The sequence below is a fragment of the Pseudomonas lijiangensis genome (genome assembly GCF_018968705.1).
Lineage (GTDB): Bacteria > Pseudomonadota > Gammaproteobacteria > Pseudomonadales > Pseudomonadaceae > Aquipseudomonas > Aquipseudomonas lijiangensis.
This window is the reverse complement of sequence record NZ_CP076668.1, coordinates 2,583,623-2,601,319: the sequence shown is the minus strand read 5'-3', so window position 1 is coordinate 2,601,319 and position 17,697 is coordinate 2,583,623. Positions and strand designations below refer to the sequence as shown.

5 protein-coding genes are annotated in these 17,697 nt (G+C 58.5%); 1 reads left to right on the top strand and 4 read right to left on the bottom strand.

Annotation, left to right across the window (positions count from 1 at the left end; all coding sequences use genetic code 11):
- Window positions 1-74: 74 nt before the first annotated feature.
- Entirely contained in the window at window positions 75-1,025 is a 951-nt protein-coding gene (locus tag KQP88_RS11305) for a LysR family transcriptional regulator (protein WP_216705714.1), read from the bottom strand.
- 186 nt (window positions 1,026-1,211) lie between these two features.
- Between KQP88_RS11305 and KQP88_RS11300 the strand changes: the two genes are divergently transcribed.
- Window positions 1,212-1,781 (top strand): GNAT family N-acetyltransferase, encoded by a 570-nt coding sequence (locus tag KQP88_RS11300; protein ID WP_216705713.1) that lies wholly within the window; start codon window positions 1,212-1,214, stop codon window positions 1,779-1,781.
- Window positions 1,782-1,923: 142 nt separating this feature from the next.
- Here the strand turns inward: KQP88_RS11300 and KQP88_RS11295 are convergent, their stop codons facing one another.
- The 3 genes from KQP88_RS11295 to KQP88_RS11285 form a co-directional block, all read right to left on the bottom strand.
- Entirely contained in the window at window positions 1,924-2,169 is a 246-nt protein-coding gene (locus KQP88_RS11295) for a hypothetical protein (RefSeq protein WP_216705712.1), read from the bottom strand.
- Between the two features lie 179 nt (window positions 2,170-2,348).
- Window positions 2,349-16,448 (bottom strand): hemagglutinin repeat-containing protein, encoded by a 14,100-nt coding sequence (locus tag KQP88_RS11290; RefSeq protein ID WP_216705711.1) that lies wholly within the window; start codon window positions 16,446-16,448, stop codon window positions 2,349-2,351.
- Window positions 16,449-16,885: 437 nt separating this feature from the next.
- A complete protein-coding gene (locus KQP88_RS11285) occupies window positions 16,886-17,206 on the bottom strand; it encodes a hypothetical protein (protein WP_216705710.1) in 321 nt (106 codons plus the stop codon).
- Window positions 17,207-17,697 lie beyond the last annotated feature (491 nt).

The window sequence follows — 17,697 nt, the reverse complement described above, 5'->3', positions numbered from 1 at the left end:
AAAATGAATATTGATATAGCTTAAAACGATAAGAAATCAGAAAGGCGCATAAGCACGACGCTCGCTGCCGGGCTTCAACCGGCGTAAATGCTCTGCAACAGAGCGTCATGCTCGCTGGGGGCATGCATGATCACGGAGGGCAGCAAGGCCTGAGCCGATGCAGCAAGCTCCGTCACCAGCGCCTGCGCCACGTCGGACAGCGGGCTGGCGAACGCCGAAACCAGACCGAAGAAGAACGGGATATTGAACTCGACCGGCCGCACCACCACCCCATCCACCGGCACACCCAGCGCAGTGAACGGATCGACCAGCGCCACACCCAGCCCCACCCGCGCCATCTGCATGGCAATCAGCGACGTATTGGTATCGAGCATGTGCGGCACAGCGCCGCCGACATCCTGAAAAGCCTTGTCGATACGGCGTCGAAAACGATAAGGGTTGGACATGGTAATCAGCGTCTGGCTGGCCAGAACCTGCATCGGCAAGACATCGAAACGGGCCAGCGGAGAATCCGCAGCCAGCACGGCAACGCAAGGCGACTCACCGATCCAGTGAATATCCAGCCCGCGATGCTCCAGCGGCAGGCTGACTGCGCCCAGATCCATGGTCTTGGAAAGCACCGCCTGCACGACATTTTCAGGGGACATGCTGTGCAACTGGATATGCTGCGGGCGCAGATCATCCGGCAAACGGGACAAGGCCAGCGGCAACAAACCCGCCGCCAGCGCCGGTATCGCCACCAGCTTGATCTGCCGGTTCTCGTCCAGCGCAATATGCTGCGCGCGCTGCCGGATATTGCGAATACCCAGCAGCGCACTCTCCACCTCGGCATACATCATGAACGCCTTCTGCGAAGGCGTGACCTTCGGCCCACTGCGCTCGAACAAGGCAAAACCCAGCTCCAGCTCCAACTCCTGGATGGCACGGGTCACCGAGGGTTGCGAACGCCCCAGCATCTTCCCCGCCGCCGTCACACTGCCCGCCGACATGACAGCCGCAAAAGCCTCGAGTTGTCGCAGATCCATATGCACGCCTTGAATCAATGAAGTGGAAACGTCCATCAGGCAAAGACTGCGATGAACAAACGGCAGGCAGTCTACACGCAGACAGGGCAAACAGAAGTATTGATCTGGATCATGACCTGAAGGTGCCGAAGCGTAAAAGATAGGTAAACCGCCTGCTCAATCGACGCACGGCCCCAGAGGATAGACATGAACACCGTCACCAGCGACTCGATCAGCGACGACCTCTACGCCCCTGAGCTGCGCTTCATCCACTGGATCGAAGAACTGAACGACGGCACCCACCTGCTGATCAGACCGATCCAGGAAGACGACCGGCAACGAGCATTCGAATTCATCACACGCCTCTCGCCACAGACACAACACTTCCGCTTCCTCTCCCCCAACAACGAACCCGCCCCGCTGGCCCTCGACCAGATCATGGACACCGACTACCAACAGCGCATGACCTACGTCGCCCTGATCATGGAAGACAACAACCAACTGACCGAAATAGGCCTGAGCCGCTACGCCGCGACAGAAGGCGACTCCTGCTGCGAATGCGCCGTCGTGGTCGCCGAAAAATGGCAAGATCTCGGGCTGGGCAAGTTGCTGATGCAGCACCTTATGAATGCTGCGCGGTTGAACGGGTTTTACAGGATGTTTTCGATAGACGCGGTGAAGAATGCAAGGATGTTTAATCTGGCGCGGTCGTTGGGGTTTGAGTGTCATCCGGATCCGCTGGAGCGGGGGCAGGTTGTTTATAAGGTGGGGTTGTGAGTACTTTCGTCATTTCGCATACTCAAGCCTGCTCTTAAAAAATAAGACTTTTTGGCTATCGAGCCGTCAACGGGCAGTTTGCAAATAGGCTGAAAAACACCAGCACAAGGCAAACATCAACATGCCAAAAGTCCATTACAGATCAGCTTACTTGTTGATCCATATCGTCAAGCAAAAAACCAATCTTTTGAAGCAGACTTACAACAAACTCATGATCCGCACCGACTCGCGTTTCAAACTCAAAAATTTCTATCCCGTTACATATTTCATTTAAAGCTGAGTTCAGGACCAGCAGCTCTTCTCGACTAAGGCTAACACTCGCCAAATCATGTGAACAACTAATATTTTCCACAGTCACACCTCCAAACATTAAAAACTTCTCATCCACAAAAAAACTTAGACACCTTTATCGAGTGCTTTAGGGCTCTTAAAAAACCGCTATTGACAATATCACATCAAGCGCCACCCCGCCACTTAACACATTAAATATTCTCATTTAGAGCATACCCCATGACCGCTCCATCCCCATAAAAACCAGTACTCACCAAATTACGCCCCCTCCAGAAATCACCTCAATCCATCAAAGTAAGCTTGTCGATTCACAGGGCGAAATGCAGTGCCGCCATCAATTGCTTTAGGGTTCTTAATAACTACCGTACCACTGGCACTATCCCAATAAGCAGTTCGCCCGCCACTTAGCTCACGAAATAAGCTTGGATTATTAACGATGCTTTCAATATGCAAAGCAAACTGCTCGCGAGTAGTTATTCCTAAATCCTTATATTCACCCTGCTGCACCACATGCTTTTCAAATGCATGACCGTTAGATATTTCTTGCGCGGTAAGTCTTCCATTAGAGCTCGCTAGGTTTTTTGCATCACCTGCGTCTTTTGCACCATCCTCTTGGTTCATAACCCCAGGAGCCGGAAGCTCTGCAATGGGGTTGGAATAGTCATTCGCCGCCTGATCTACAGCCGGACTACCACCTGTAGAAATCGGAGTGGTTATCGGAGAACCCGCTGCGTACCCGCCACTGGCAGGATTAGGAGCTTGAGCCTCGACGATTGGGTTTACCAATCTGCTATTTTCAGCATCCAGCAGATGCACCGGAAAGGTCGTATTGAACAAGAACTTCCATATTTCTATGGACATACTGGTCTGTATCTGTGCCGTTTGACCTGATTTGGCGACGGCACTCACAACTGCGTTAGCAGCTTCTTTCATGCGTTCCTGGCTTTCTGGCGTAGTAGCCGTTATCGCCAGAGCCCCACCAAGAGCGGCAATCGCTCCCGCCCCCAAAGCAGCTATCGGAACAAAATTCGATACCCCACTGCTTCCTTCATTCAAGGAGGCCAACAAACCAATTGCCCGCATTGCTTTAGCAGGATCTTCCGCAGCGAGTGCTGAAAGACGCGACACAAGAGCTTCGCTATCTGGACCAGCTTCTCCTTGTGTTACCGCATTTAAAAGCAATCGAACCCTATCGGCTCTCTTTCCTGCGTCTTGGCTAGAAAGTTGCCGCTCATTTTCTCTTGCAAAAACAAAGACTTCTGCTGTTTCCACGCCCCTCCCTGATACTGCCTCCTGAGGCAGCAAGGCCATCAAAACAAGCAAATCAATCAGCTTTCCTACAGCCTCTTTACTATTTTCGCCATAGAGAGAAATGTTTTTTTGCCACTGCTGAAGTGTTGCTTTGGGGTTTGATACAGCCTCAAGAGAAGATTTAGAAACGTAGAGATCAGTACGAGACTCCTCATCCTTGGTAATTTCGTACGCTTTGCTTACATCACGGTTCAACCCTGCAGTAGAGTCACTTCCCGTTTCTGCATCATTGCGTACTACAACTTCGCCAGCACCGACAGTCGCTCGTACGATCTGCTCGCGGTCCTTCTCATAGTTCCAACCCTCGACACTCCAGCCATTCTTGGACTTTTCGCCTTTACCTTCCTGGCTAGAGTCCTGAGCAGCGGAACCACTCGGGTTATAGGTCCCCCCAACATTCAGGTAATAACCATGCTCCTTGTCTTTCCCCACAATATCGCTGAAGCCCAGCGTTCCAGTATCCAGCTTGAGGTTGCCGCTATCGGAGGCAATCAGGGCACCATCCAGCTGAGTATGATTTTCGGTACGAATATCAACCTTGTCTTTGCCAGTGATACTCGTCTGCTGCCCAACCCAGTTGGTTGAACCATTGGTTGCGCCATAGCCAACAGAGCCACTGACACCCGCACCCGGTCCGATGGTCACGGTGGCATTAATGTCGAATTCCTTGCCTTCAACCTTACCGGTGTCAGTCACCGAAGAGACATTGAGATCACCACCTACACGCCCAACTACCTCATCGCCACGCAATGTGGCACCCGCTACATTGGTATCGTTTCCACTGGTAAAGCCAAGTTGGTTACCTGCATTGAGGTTGGCATCCTGCTGGCGAGCGCTTTCACGATCCAGATTACCCTTGCCCATGCTGACACTGGCATACACACCAACGCCTTGAGAACCGAAAGTCAGACCAACCTCACCGCCACCGCTATGGCGGTCACTTTCACTGTTGCTCTCATTCTGTGCCGAACGGATATTCAAGTCGTTGCCGGCATTGAGGTCGATGTCTCTACCCGCCGTAACCTGAGTACCCACAAGGTTTATGTCGTTGCTGGCATCGAGGTTGATATCCCGACCTGCCGCAGCCTGAGTCGCAGTTGAAGAGCCATAGGTCCCATCCTCGCTAGCAACACCATAGCTGCCACCAATACCTAACTTGAAACCACCACTGGTGCCGCCATGGATACCGCCCCAACTTTCACTCTGGCTGCTCTCCTGACTGATGCTGTCTTTCGCTACATCAAGGGTGATATCACGTCCTTTGATATTAATATCGCGTCCAGCTTGCAACTGGGCACCCTTGACCGTGACATCGTTACCGGCAGTCATATTTACATCGTTGCCAGCATTGAGGGTTGAAGACCTGCTGGTCTGCTCAATGATCTCTTGGCTGGTGCTCTGCTTGCTGTTTCCGAGTTTGACGTCCGCTGTCGGGCCTGCGAGGAACTGGCCGATAGCATCAATGCCTTTTAGCGTACTGGAACCCTGACTGACGGCATCATCGCCTTGGCCCGCGCCGTTAACAGCATCTTTGGTCTTCCCATAATTGTGGTTGAGGCTTACACCAAGACCACTCCGTTCGGTTTCGCGCTGCTGCTCGACCAGTTGGGCCTCGCGAGCTGCATCAATATTGATATTGCGCCCAGCGGTCAGATCAATGTCATTGGAGGCATTCAGATCAGAGCCGATCTGATTGATATCTCGCTTGGCATTAATGACCAGATCCTGACCCGCACTGACCTGACTGGCTGCAGCAGTCTGCTGTTCAAATCGGGCTTTCTCCTGAAGGCTATCGGCGCCGATAAAAAGGCTCACGCCATTGTCATTACCTGCAACACCAAGACCCACCTGCTTGTTCTTGGACCACTGCTGCTCAGCACTTTCGTTTTGCGCCGCCGCAATGTTTACGTCACGCCCGGCATTCAGACTGACGGTACGCCCAGCGCTAATACCACTGCCCAATACATTGATATCTCGCGTGGTTTGCAACGTCGCATCACGATCAGCCGATACGTTGCTGCCTACGCTGGTACTGCTTTGTGCTTCCCGTCCTGCCTCTTTGGCTGAGCTGATGGAAAGGAAACCACCCGAGACAGAAAGTCCGGTTTTCTTTTTATACTCTTCACTACGGCTGTAAGCGGTGTCATTGGCTGAAACCAGATTGATATCACCACTATCGTTAACCAGCCCTGCTCGTAACTCGACATCATTGCCAGCCGAGGTTTCACTGGCGCGCAAACGAACATCATTCCCCGCCGCAATCACTACATCGTTATCAGCCTCCAGCTCACTGGCGACCTGAGAGGCAGTCGTTGTTAATTGACTCTTGCCACTTTTTGACAAGCCAAGGAAACCGGACTTGGTTTTCTTGCTATAGGAACCATGCTCTTCAACTCCCGATAGCACTGCCACATCGTTCGTGGCGCCTACCAGCAAGTCCTCACCCGCTCTCAGTTGGCTACCAATGACCGTGACGTTATGGCCACCCTCCAGAACAATTCCATCATCAACAGACTTGCTGGTATTGACAGTCAAGTCGCCACCCGCCTCGATTATCGAGGCTACGTTAGTACTGTCATAACTCTCCTGCTGCTTGCTGCTGCCTCGGCCAAAAGAACCTTTGCTCTTTTTAGAATAGAATGAGGCACTCTCATCCATGGCGGAAGTAATAGTAAGGTCTTGGGCAGCATCGATATCGACATCCCCTCCTCCGCGGACATGACTGGCAATTATTTCCATGTCTTTACCGGAGCCCAAAGCAACATTACCCCCTGCACTCAATGTGCTGGAAACCTGAGTAATACGATCCTGCTGGGAAGTAACTTTCTTAGTCTTACTGTACGAATGCTGTTCGTCTGCTGCAGAAGTTATAGTGAGGTTTTGAGCAGCATCGATATCAAGATCCCCGCCCCCCTGAATATGGCTGGCAATTATTGCCATGCTGTTTCCAGCGCTCAAGGCAACGTTGCCACCCGCATTCATTGAGGCAGAAACCTGATCGATGCGATCCTGCTGGGAGGTCGACTTTTTGGCCTTGCTGGATGAATGCTGCTCATCCGCTGCAGACGACAGGGTCAGGTTTTCTGTCGCTGCCATAGCGATGTCACGCTTGGCGTCAATATTGCTCGCGATAATGCTGATGTCACGGCCTGACTGGGCTATCAAGTCGCGTCCGGCGCTAATATTGGAACCTATTTGCGTAATGCTGGACTGGGTATTCGCTCCCTGTGCCCTCGCTGTTTCGGTTTGTGCGGCGCCTATATTCACGTCACGACCGGCAATCAGGCTGAGGTCGCGACCGGCCTGCAGGGTGCCACCGATATTCATCACATCGCGCCCGGCCTTGACGGTCAGGTCGCTGGCGGACTCGATACGGGCAGCGCTATCAGCAAAATCCTGATATCCCGTTGCGCCGACAGCTCGGGTTACTGTCCGCTCGTTGATGACATCGCCACGGGTAGCCGTCAGCGTCACATCACGGCCATATAAGATGCCACCAGCCTTGTTGATCAGGTCGTTGCCTGCCAGGAGGTCAAGACGGTTACCCGCCTCGATCAAGCCGACGTTGACCAGATTAGTGCCCGCCGTTGCCGACAGATTATTGGTGGCGTGCAATGTGCCGACGTTATCGAGTTCATCGCCCGCAATCAGCGTTACGTCGTTGCCTGCAATCAGCGCTCCGGTCGGGCCCAGGCGGTTGTTGGCCTGGGCCAGGTACAGCACGGGCACCAGGACTTTCTCGCCATTCACCTCATGTTCTTCGAGCCAGACGATGTCGTGGGTCAGGGCCGCCACTTGGGGTGGGCTCAATGTCACCCCGATCGCCAGGTTCAGTTGCTCCTTGCTGGCGATGGCGTTGTTCATCAGGTACTTGAGCTGAGCCTCGTTGGAGGTCTGCCCAGCCAGGAACGCCTGACCGGTACGGGCCACGATGGCTTGCTGGACAAGACGCTGCTCGTACAGGCCATCACCGAGACGCTTGGCACTGGCTTCAGGGTCGTAGCCCAAGCCGGCCAGCAGGTAGTCCGAACTCATGAACTGGCGCAGGTCGGTCAGGACCGGGTTGGTTTCGATCAGGTACTTATGCGGGTTTGACGGGGTTGTGCTGCCTGGTAAGCCCTGTACGCGGGCGACCTGGGAGGTTGCGTTGCTTGAGCCTGGCAAGGCCTGGACGTTGGCAACCTGTGTTACGCCGGTGAGGTCGGCGCTATGGCCGGTGAGCTTGAGATTGCTCACTGAATCGACTGGAGCGCTTGAGTCAAAGGCAGAAGCGTTGGCGCTCAACCCGGAGTTCTGACGGACCACATCAGCCAGTTGGCGAGTAGTGGTCGAAACCTGCCCGACAGTCCCGAACTGGAGGGCTCGGGACTGAGTATCGGAAACGGTCTGCTCGCGTTGGGCGACCGACACGCTGGCACTGCCGAGTGTCCAGTTCTGTGGTGCAGTACTGGTTTGAGTGGCGGCGGCATTACTGCCGGTCTGGGCACTCAGGCGGAACAGGCCATTCTGGCCGGTGGGCAGGCTGAAGCCCGGCAGGGTAAGTGGGTTGACTTGTTGTTGGGACAGATCGGGGGGCAATTGGGCGTTGACGCGAATGATCGCTGTGCTTGTACCGGAGGGGCTGGTGCCTTGAACTTTGCTGGTGCCGCCAGCGGCTGTGTAATCCTGGCGGATGACACTGTTTTGCAAGTTTTGTGTGGCCGTAATAGACACACTACCGCCGGATTGGATAACAGCGCTTCGAGCAGCACTGCCGCCATCCACAATTTTTTCCACATCACTTATTAACTCTAAGCTCTTGATAACATCAGGAATATCAACAAGATCACTTCGATCATACAACGAGGGCATCCCCCGATTAATGTCATTAGTATCTGGATAATACATATAAGGCACACTATTCACAGGCGCCGAAGTAACCGCATCAATTATACGATAAGAAATATACTGATAAGTAGTATCAGACCCGGCATCAAGAATATCTCCAACAACAATACCCAACCTAAGCTCACCACCCCCATCGACATAGTAAACATTTGGATAATCTGGATTATTTCGCTCATTATAACCCTTGGCATACTCTACAGTATACCAATCACTGGAGCGATAAATACGAGTCCGTTCTACTACCCCACCGATGGAGCCTACATTCTTAAAACTATCAGCATTTATGACAATATTACCGGCAGCTCTGATCGTACTCTTACTATTTAAAAAACCACCACCATCAAAAGTAAAATTCTGGCCAGAAGCAAGTAAAGCAGAAGCCGTGACATCGGTATCCTGCCCCCCTTCAAAGTACTCCCTTACAACGTGATCAACTAAAAACCCCCTACCACAATCGAGACAATTTATCGCCATGACCCCCTTCACCAAAGTCCGACCCGCAGTAGAAGCCTGCTGACCATCCGAACCCTCAGTGCGGTTCTCAAACGCCGTCGCACTGATCGCAAAGTTGCCGCCACTCTCCATCGAACCCGATATATTCGAGACCTGATTGGCCCGCTCAGCGCCATACCCTTTGATGGTCAGGTTATTCAGTGCATAAAAGTCGCCCTTCAGGTTGCTCAAACTCCCCACATTGGCCTGCATATCCCCACCGCTGAAGATCAGCCCCTGGCTGTTAAGCAGGCTCGCGGTATTGAAGGTGAGGTTCTGAGTCGCGCCCAAGGTGCCGTAGTTGGTGACACTCCCGGCATTGACGATCAAATCGGCCGCCGACGTGATACGCCCGTAGTTGCTGGCCAGACCGGTGATGTTGAGTTCGGTCCGAGCGCCACCCGTAAGGCTGGCCGTACTGGTCAGTGCCAGTTGGCTGGCGGTCAGGCCCAGAGTGCCCAGGCTGCTCGTACGCCCACCTCCCCCATACCCCCCGGTCAGGTTCAGACTCAGCGTCCCGTCACTCGCAATCACCCCCTCATTCGTCCAGCTTCCCCCAGTCCCCACAAACGCACTCGAGGCCAGCAACTGCCCGCTGGCGGTCTGGTTGAAGGTGCCGACGTTGACCGTCAGGCGACCGGCCTGGATCACGCTGCTGTTGGTCCAGCTATCGGCCGTGACGGTCAGGCCGCCGCGGGTCACGAGGTTGCCGCCGGCCTGCATGAGGTTGGCGGTGGAGAGGCCGAAGGTCCCTGCGCCGGCGTGCAGCAGGCTGCCATTGGCGTTGAGGAAGCTCGCGGCGTTGAGGATCAGGTTGCTGTTGGCCACTTCCACGGTGCCGCGGCGGTTGTCGAACAGGGTGCCGATCTGGAAGTCGGCGGCATCAAGGGTGCCGAGCGAGCGTATCTGCCCGGTCTGGTTGTCGAGGCTGGCGGCCTTGATGGCCAGGGTGCTGTCGCTTTCGATGATGCCCAGGCGGTTGTTCAGGTCGCCGGTCAGCCTGAGGTCGACCTGGCCCCCGGCGATCTGGCCGTCGTTGTCGCCGCTGTTGTCCAGGTCCTTGGCGATGACCCGCACCAGGCCTTTGGCGTAAATACCGCCGTTGCGGTTGTCGAGGTTGGCGGTGGTGAGCAGGGCTTCGCCCGTGCTGGCCGAGACGCGGCCACCGTAGTTGTCGAAGCCGCCCAGGGCGGTCAGGCTCAGGCGCTGGGCCTGGATGACGCCGCCCTGGCGGTTGGCCGCGAGGTCGTAGCCGTTTTTCAGCACGCCGCTGATCTGTGCGGTGAACAGCCCCTTGAGGCTGGAGAGCAGGCCGCCACGGTTGTCGAGGCTGGCGGCTTCTACCGTCAGGTCGCCGTTCTGGGCGATCAGGCGACCGTTGAGGTTATCGACGCCCTCGCCCACTTCGACCTTGAGGGTGCTCTGGGCTTGCACCGCGCCCCGGGTGTTGTCCAGGCTTGTGGCGTCCAGTTCCACGCCCGCGTTCTGGCTGTAGATCAGGCCATCGGTGTGGTTGAGGACCTTGCCGGTGGCGGTGATCAGCAGCGTGCCGTTGGCGGCGACGGTGCCGGTCGTGCTGTTGTCCAGCAGCCCGGTGGTGAGGGTCATCAGGCGCTGGCTGATCAGTTGCCCGCCCTGGTTATGCACGGCGCTGCTGCGTTTGAGCAGCCAGTCACCGCCGCTGGCGAGCTTGCCGCCGGTGTTGGTCAGGGCGCCGATCAGGTCGAGGGTGGCCTTGCCGGTGCTGATGAGCGTGCCCGCGCTGTTGTCGAGGGCGTTGGCGGTGAGTGTCAGGTCCGCACCGCTGTCGATCAGGCCGCTCTGGCTGTTGTTCAGCAGGCCGGTGACGGTCAGGGTCTGCCCGGTGCCGCTGGAGAGGATGCCGCCGCGGTTGTCGAGGCTGTCGGCGGTCACGGTCAGGGCGGTCTGGCTCACCAGCGCGCCATTGCCGCTGTTGAGCAACGCGCCGCTCAGGTCCACCTCCACCGCGCCGTTGCGGCTGGACAGGGTGCCGCGGTTGCGGTTGTCCAGGGACGTGGCGGTCACGTCCAGTCCTTGCCAGCCGGAAATCAGGCCGTTCTGGTTGAGCAGGCTGTCGGCGTTGAGGGTCAGCAGGTCGCTGCTGATGAGTTGGCCGCCGCTGTTGTCCAGGGTCCGGGCGGTCAGGGTGAAGGCTTGGGCGCTGGAGATTTCACCGCCCTGGTTGTTGACGTCCCGCACCTGCTTGACGGTCAAGGGACCTTTGGCGGTGATCAGGCCGGCGCGGTTGTCGAGGTCCGCACCGTTGAGGTCCAGGCTCAGTCCGGCGTTGCCGATCAGGCGGCTGGCATCGAGGGACAAGGCTTTGAGGACCAGGGTCATGGTGCCCAGGGCCGAGACTTCACCGCCGGTGTCGGCACTCAGGCTGTCGGCGGTCAGGGTCAGGGTGCCCTGGCTGTTGATCAGGCCTTTGGCACCGGTGTCGAGGGCGGCGCTGTCGAGGGTCAGCGCGGTGGTGCCCAGCAGTTGCCCGGCCCGGTTGTTGAGGTCACCGGAGGTGATTTTCAACGTTTCGGCGGCGTTGATCAGGCCCTTGTCGCGGTTGGTGAGCAGGCCGGTGACGGTGAGGTCCAGGGCGTTGCGGCTGGTCAGGGTACCGCCGGTGTTGTCCAGGCTGGCGGCCGTGGCATCGACGCCTGCGGCGGCGATCATGCCCTTGACGTTGTTCAGGGCCTGGGCGATGCGCAGGGTCAGCAACTGGTTGCTCAGCAGCGTGCCGCCGCTGTTGTCCAGGCTTTGGGCTGTCAGGGTAAAGGCCTGGGCGCTGGAGATTTCACCGCCCTGGTTGAGCACGGTCTTGAGGTTTTTCAGCAACAGGGTCCCGGGGGCGTTGATCAGGCCGCCCTGGTTATCCAGCAGGCCCTGGTTCACGTCCAGGCTCAGGGCGGTGGCGCTGGTCAGGCTGCCCTTGTGTTGTTCCAGGCTGCTGACGCTCGCGACCAGTGCCTGCTGGCTGGCAATGCTGCCGCCGTGGTTGGTCAGTCGGGCGGCGGTCAGGTCCAGGCGCTCGCCACTGCTGATGCGGCCTTTCTGGCTGTTGTCCAGGTCGCCGGTGTCGATCGTCACCCGGCCCTTGGCGCTGACGGTGCCTTGCAGGCTGTTGTCGAGGCCGGTGCTAGTCAGGGTCAGGGCGTCATCGGTGACCAGTTCACCGCCCTGGTTGCCGAGGGTGCCGGCGATGTCGAGGGTCAGGGGGCCGGCGCTGGAGACGCTGCCCGCCGTGTTGGTCAGGCTGCCCGCTTCGAGGCTCAGCGTGCCTTCGCTGCTGATCAGGCCCTGGCTGTTGTCCAGCGCGCCCGAGAGGTCGAGGCCCAGGCCTTGCAGGCCACTGATCACCCCGCCGGTGTTGTCCAGTGAAGCGCCGGTCAGGGTCAGGCCGGTCTTGCCGGACAGGACGCCGTCGTTGCGGTTGGTGGTGGCCTTGGCGATGGCGAGGGTCAGGGCCTGTTGCGCCAGCACCTGGCCGCCGCTGTTGGTCAGGGTCTGGCCGGTCAGGGTGATGCCTTTCTGGCTGGAAATCTCACCGCCCTGGTTGTCGATGTCCTCCACCGTCAGGGTCAGGGCCTCACCGGCCCCCACAAAGCCTTTGAGGCGGTTGTTCAAGGTATCGCCGGTCAGGCTCAGCGAGCCGAGGGCGAAGAGTTGCCCGCCCTGCTGTTGCAGGTTGCCGATCACCGCGGTCAGGGCTTTCTGGCTGGAGATCTCGCCCTGGGCGTTGTTGCCGGTCGCGGCGCTGACATCCAGATCGCCATCGGCAATCACGCTGCCCTTGACGTTGCTCAGGGCCTGGTCGACGGTCAGGGTCATCCCTGCCCGGCTGCTGATCAGACCTTCGTCGTTGGTCAGGCTGTCGCTGTCGAGGGTCAGGCCGGTGGCCGACACGGTGCCCTTGAGGTTACGGAAAAACTCGACCAGGTCCAGGGTCAGGGCCTGGCTGCCCAGCAGTTTGCCGCCGCTGTTGTCCAGCGACTGGGCCTTGAGGGTAAAGGCCTGGGCGCTGGAGATTTCGCCGCCCTGGTTGTCCACCGCCTTGAGGTTTTTCAGCAGCAGCGCGCCCGGGCTGTTGATCAGGCCGCCCTGGTTGTTCAGTTGCCCGTTGTTGAGGTCCAGGCTCAGGGTGGTGTTGCTGAACAGCTCGCCGCCTTGCTGGTCCAGGCTGGTGACGCTGGCGGTCAGGGCCAGCGCACTGGCGATGCGCCCCGCGCTCTGGTTGATGACCTGACCGGCGATCAGTTCCAGGGTGTCGCGGCTGGTCAGTTGCCCGCCCTGGCGGTTGTCAAAGGCACCGGTGGTGACTTTGGTCGCGCCCTGGCCGGACAGCTTGCCTTTCTGGCTGTTGTCCAGGCTGCCACTGACCACCGTCAGGGCCGCATCGGTGGTGATCGAGCCGCTCTGGTTGATCAGTGCGTCGTCGGTGGTGACCTTGAGCGCACCGGCGCTGGACAGCGTGCCGCCGGTGTTGTCCAGGGACGCGGCCTTGACCGTCAGCGCCGCTTCGCTGCTGAGCAGGCCGGCGCGGTTGTTGAGGGCACCGGTCAGGGTCAGGATCTGGGCCAACTGGCTGGCCAGGGTGCCACCGGCGTTGTCCAGGCGCTGGCCGTCCAGGGTCAGGGTCTGGCCGAACAGCAGGCCCTTGTTCTCGTTGATCACCCGCTCGACGAGCAGTTGCAGGGCGGTCCCGGCCAGCACCTTGCCGCCGTCGCGGTTGTCGAGCCGATCACCGATGAGTTCCACGCCCACCTGGCTGGACACTTCACCGGCCCGGTTATCGATGTCGTCGACGGTGAGTTTCAGCGCTTTTGTGGCGCCCACCAGGCCACCGGCCCGGTTATCCAGGCGCTGGCCGGTCAGGGTCAGGGTACCCTGGGCCACCAGTTCACCGCCCTGCTGGGACACGGTGTCGACCGTGGCGGTCAGGTCACTCTGGCTGGCAATGCGGCCCGACCCGTTGAGCAGCGTGTCGGCCTGCAACGTCATCACGCCCACGGCATTGAGCAGGCCGTTCTGGTTGTCCAGTCGCTGGCCGATGAATTCCAGTCCGGCCTGGCTGGTGATGACGCCCTTCTGGGCAGCGGTCAATCCGGTCTGGCTATTATCCAGGTCACCGATGAACAGTTTCATCAGCTGGTCGGCGCGGATCACCCCGCCCCGGTTGAGGGCGCTGTCGCTGTGCACGGTCAGCAGGTCCTGCCCCACCACCCGGCCGCCCTGGTTGTTCAGGACCTGGCTGGTCAGGGTGAGCATGCCCTTGGCCTGCACCTGCCCGCCGGTGCGGTTATCCAGGGTGCCGGTCAGGGTGATGTCCAGTTGGCCATCGGTGAGCACGGCACCGGCCAGGCGGTTGTCCAGGCTCGCGGCCCGCAGGTCCAGCCCCAGCCCGGCCCCCAGGGTCCCGGCCTGGTTGTCGAGGGCTTGAGCCAGAATGACCGTCAGTTCCTCGTCAGCCATGACCTGGCCTTCGGCGTTGTCCAGGCTCTGGGCCTCCAGGGTGGTGGACGCCGCACTGCTCAGCAGGCCCTGACGGTTGCTGACCTCGCCGGTCACGTCCAGCGTGAGGCTCGCCTCGCTGCTCACCTCGCCGCTGTCGTTGTTCAGGGTCGCGGCCGTGAGGTCCACGCCTTTGCCGGACACCAACCCGCGCAGGTTGGTCAGCGCCTTGTCGATGCGCACGATCAACGCCTCGTCGCTGAGCACCGTGCCGTCGGTGTTGTCCAGCGACGTGGCCGCCAGGGTAAAGCCCTTGGCGCTGGAGATTTCGCCGCGCTGGTTATCCACGGTGCCCAGACGGGTCAGCAGCAACTGACCGGGCGCAGTGATCAGGCCGTCCTGGTTATTGAGGTGGCCGTTGCCCAAGTCCAGGCTGACGTCGCCATTGCTGTACAGGCGACCGTCGGCGTGCTGGTCCAGACCGGTGACCACGGCGGTCAGGGCCATGGCGCTGGCGATACGCCCCGCTTCGCTGTTGTTGACCTGCGCAGCGGTGAGGCGCAAGGCCTCGGTGCTGGTCAGGCGACCGCTCTGGTGGTTGTCGAACGCGCCGGTGGTGACGGTGACGCCTTTGCCGGTGATTCGCCCGCTGCGGCTATTGTCCAGACGCCCGCTGGTGAGGGTCAGGCCCGCCTCGCTCAGCACTTCGCCGCCCTGGTTGACCACGGCGTCGGTGACGGTCAGGGTCGAGGCGCCCGTGCTGCGCACCACGCCTTGCTGGTTATCCAGCGAGGCAGCATTGATCGTCAGCGCGCCCGCACTGGAGATAAGGCCCTTCTGGCCGTTCGACACGCCACTGGCCGTGACCTCGACGCTGCCACCCTGGCTCAGGATGCGTCCGGACTGGCGGTTATCAAGGGTCGTGGCCGTGATCCGGGTACTGGCCTGCCCGCTCAGGGTCCCGCCCTGGTTGTTCAGGGTCTGGCTGGCCGTCGCCTGCAGGGCACGGCTGGCCACGACGCTGCCGGTGTTGGTCAGGTTGCCTGCCGACAGCACGACATCGCCGGTGGTGTTGCGGCTGTTGTCGGGATTGATGCCCGCTTCGATGATCGCGGTGTTGGTCAACTGGCCGGTGCTGGACAGTGTGACGACGTCGCGTGCGGCGACGTTTTGCTGAATCGCAAGATCGCCCGGTGTGGTGACCGACAGCGAAGTCCCCGCATACAGTGGCCCCTTCACCTCGACCGCATTGGCATTCACTGCCACCGCACCGCTGGCAACCGCCTGATTCAGGGTCAGCTTGCCGTTGGCATCGATCTGGATATCACCGGCACTGGCCGCCACATTACTCGCCAGCCGAACCCCGACACCCGCCTCGGTGCCCACCAGTTTCACCGCCCCGACGTACATGCCGCCCAGCGCCGAGCTGTCGATGGCCAGTTCCGGCTTGGCGCTGCCGTCGTCCGCCAGCGCCGTGGCGTTGAGGGTCTGGGCATCGACGTCGTTGCGACCGGCAATGATGTTGAGCTTTTTCGCGTGCAGCTCGGCGTTGATCTTCGCGCTGCGGGTGATGATGTCGAACTGATCGACGTTATCGGCGTTCAGGCCCAACCCTTCGATGGCCACGCTGCCGTTCTGGACATTGAAACGCACCAGACCGCCGTTGCTGTCGAGCACCGGCTTGCCGGTGGTCAGGGTCACCTGGGGAGTGTTGAGAAAGCCGCAGCCATTACAGGTGATCCCGTACGGGTTGGCCACGATCACCCGCGCCGCCTGCCCGGCCACTTCGGTGTAACCCTTGAGCTGGCTGGCGTTGGCGCCCACCACTTCGTTGAGGATGACCTGCGCCGCCACCCCATTGTTCAGGTTCGGGTTGCCGACGATGATCCCGCCCAGTTGGGTCGCGCCGGTCTGCTGGGCAATGTTGTTGAGGATCAGGCCCTGGGCGTCGACGCTGTACTGCTGGAACTGGTTGTGCGACAGCCCCGTGGCATTGGGCGTCGCGATATTGACGATCGGCACGCCATTGCCCGCCTGCGCCAGGCCGGTCCCCGACCCACTGACCACAATCCCGTCGGCCTGTGCCCACATCGGCTGCCAGAACATGGCATTGGCCAGGATCAGCGCAATGCCGCGTTTGGGCAGGCCCCAGAAATGTTCACGCGATTGGACACGGGCCGACGGTTGACGGGCCAGGAAGGCGAGATGCTTGGCGTCCATGCGGAAGTATTCCTGCGGGGATCAGAAAGTCTGGAAAGATTTTGAAAAGCAGTTCAAAGCGAAAACCGATCGGCAGATCAGGTTCTGCTCACCGGAGGCGGGAGCGGGAATGGTCGGGGAAACCAGAGGAGTGGCAGCGTGAAGGACTGGCGAAGCCGTCTTTGGGCGGATAGGTACACGGCGCGCATCCTTGCAATATCATATTGATATCAAATTCGGCGCGATTGTAGATTGACATCATTATGACGTCAAATTTCTGTGTCGACCGTGTGTCGGGTTTGGTACGCGGGCAAGCGGCAAGCGGCAAGCGGCAAGCGGCAAGCGGCAAGAAAGTGTGGAGCTGTTTTATCTTTTAAAGACTAATAACGCTGTTAAAAAAATGCCCTCAATAAGAGGGCATATTTTAATAGTCGTGTATTTTTTAGTTGTCGTTTCTATCAGGCGACCCGAACAAAACGCTGTTGTTTTTTAGCGTTTTGCCATTCATCTTTCAGGTTCTGCAACAGACCTTTCATGAACTCGGTATCAGCGGCAGCCTTCTTGCCGACGTAGCCCTGCCCTCTGCGGAACATCTTCAGGCTGGCGAGCATTTGCGGGTGGTTTTCCTGGAATTCGCTCTCTGCCGTGCAGGGCGACATGGGGTCGATATGGACCTCACCCGAGTGTTCGATCCAGAGGATATGGCTGTCCAGAGTATCTTTGCGCGCTGCAAACAGACGAGCCAGTTCATCAATAGTTGGATGATTGTTGATATTCATGTTGATGCTCCTTCGCTCGTTAACCTGTTTAAGACCATTGATAGATAAACTTGCCTGTCGGGTGAGAGACAGTGCGTCATGTTCACGTCTTGCAACCCGACCCAGAGGACATGCAGGTAGCCTTGTGATAAAGCCACTACAACAGGGAGGCGTCACGGAAGGAGAGCGTAGCGAAAGCCAAAGACCTGGCTGGCGACCGTTACAAGGTCTGCCACAAGTATCATGAGGACGTTTCGCCAGCTGCTCGCCCTGTCGGACGGGCCATGCCGGGTCAGCTTCATCAATCTGCCTTGTGGGCAGCCTGCATCCGGGGAACATCTCGACGGCTTGCCGAGCCTGTTCAGTACATCTTTTCCAGCGCTCCCGATCAGGGAGACAGCTGCATAATGCAAAAGGAAAAGGCAGGCGTCAACCAATATGTAGTGATTATTTTTGATCACTACATAATTTTTTGAAACCCGCAAAAGAAGCGTCGGCAGTGACTATCCGGT

Bases quoted from the DNA above. Each gene is read 5' to 3' on its own strand.
- KQP88_RS11305 (WP_216705714.1), bottom strand. From the start codon at position 1,025: ATGGATCTGCGACAACTCGAGGCTTTTGCGGCTGTCATGTCGGCGGGC.
- KQP88_RS11300 (WP_216705713.1), top strand. From the start codon at position 1,212: ATGAACACCGTCACCAGCGACTCGATCAGCGACGACCTCTACGCCCCT.
- KQP88_RS11290 (WP_216705711.1), bottom strand. From the start codon at position 16,448: ATGGACGCCAAGCATCTCGCCTTCCTGGCCCGTCAACCGTCGGCCCGT.
- KQP88_RS11285 (WP_216705710.1), bottom strand. From the start codon at position 17,206: ATGAATATCAACAATCATCCAACTATTGATGAACTGGCTCGTCTGTTT.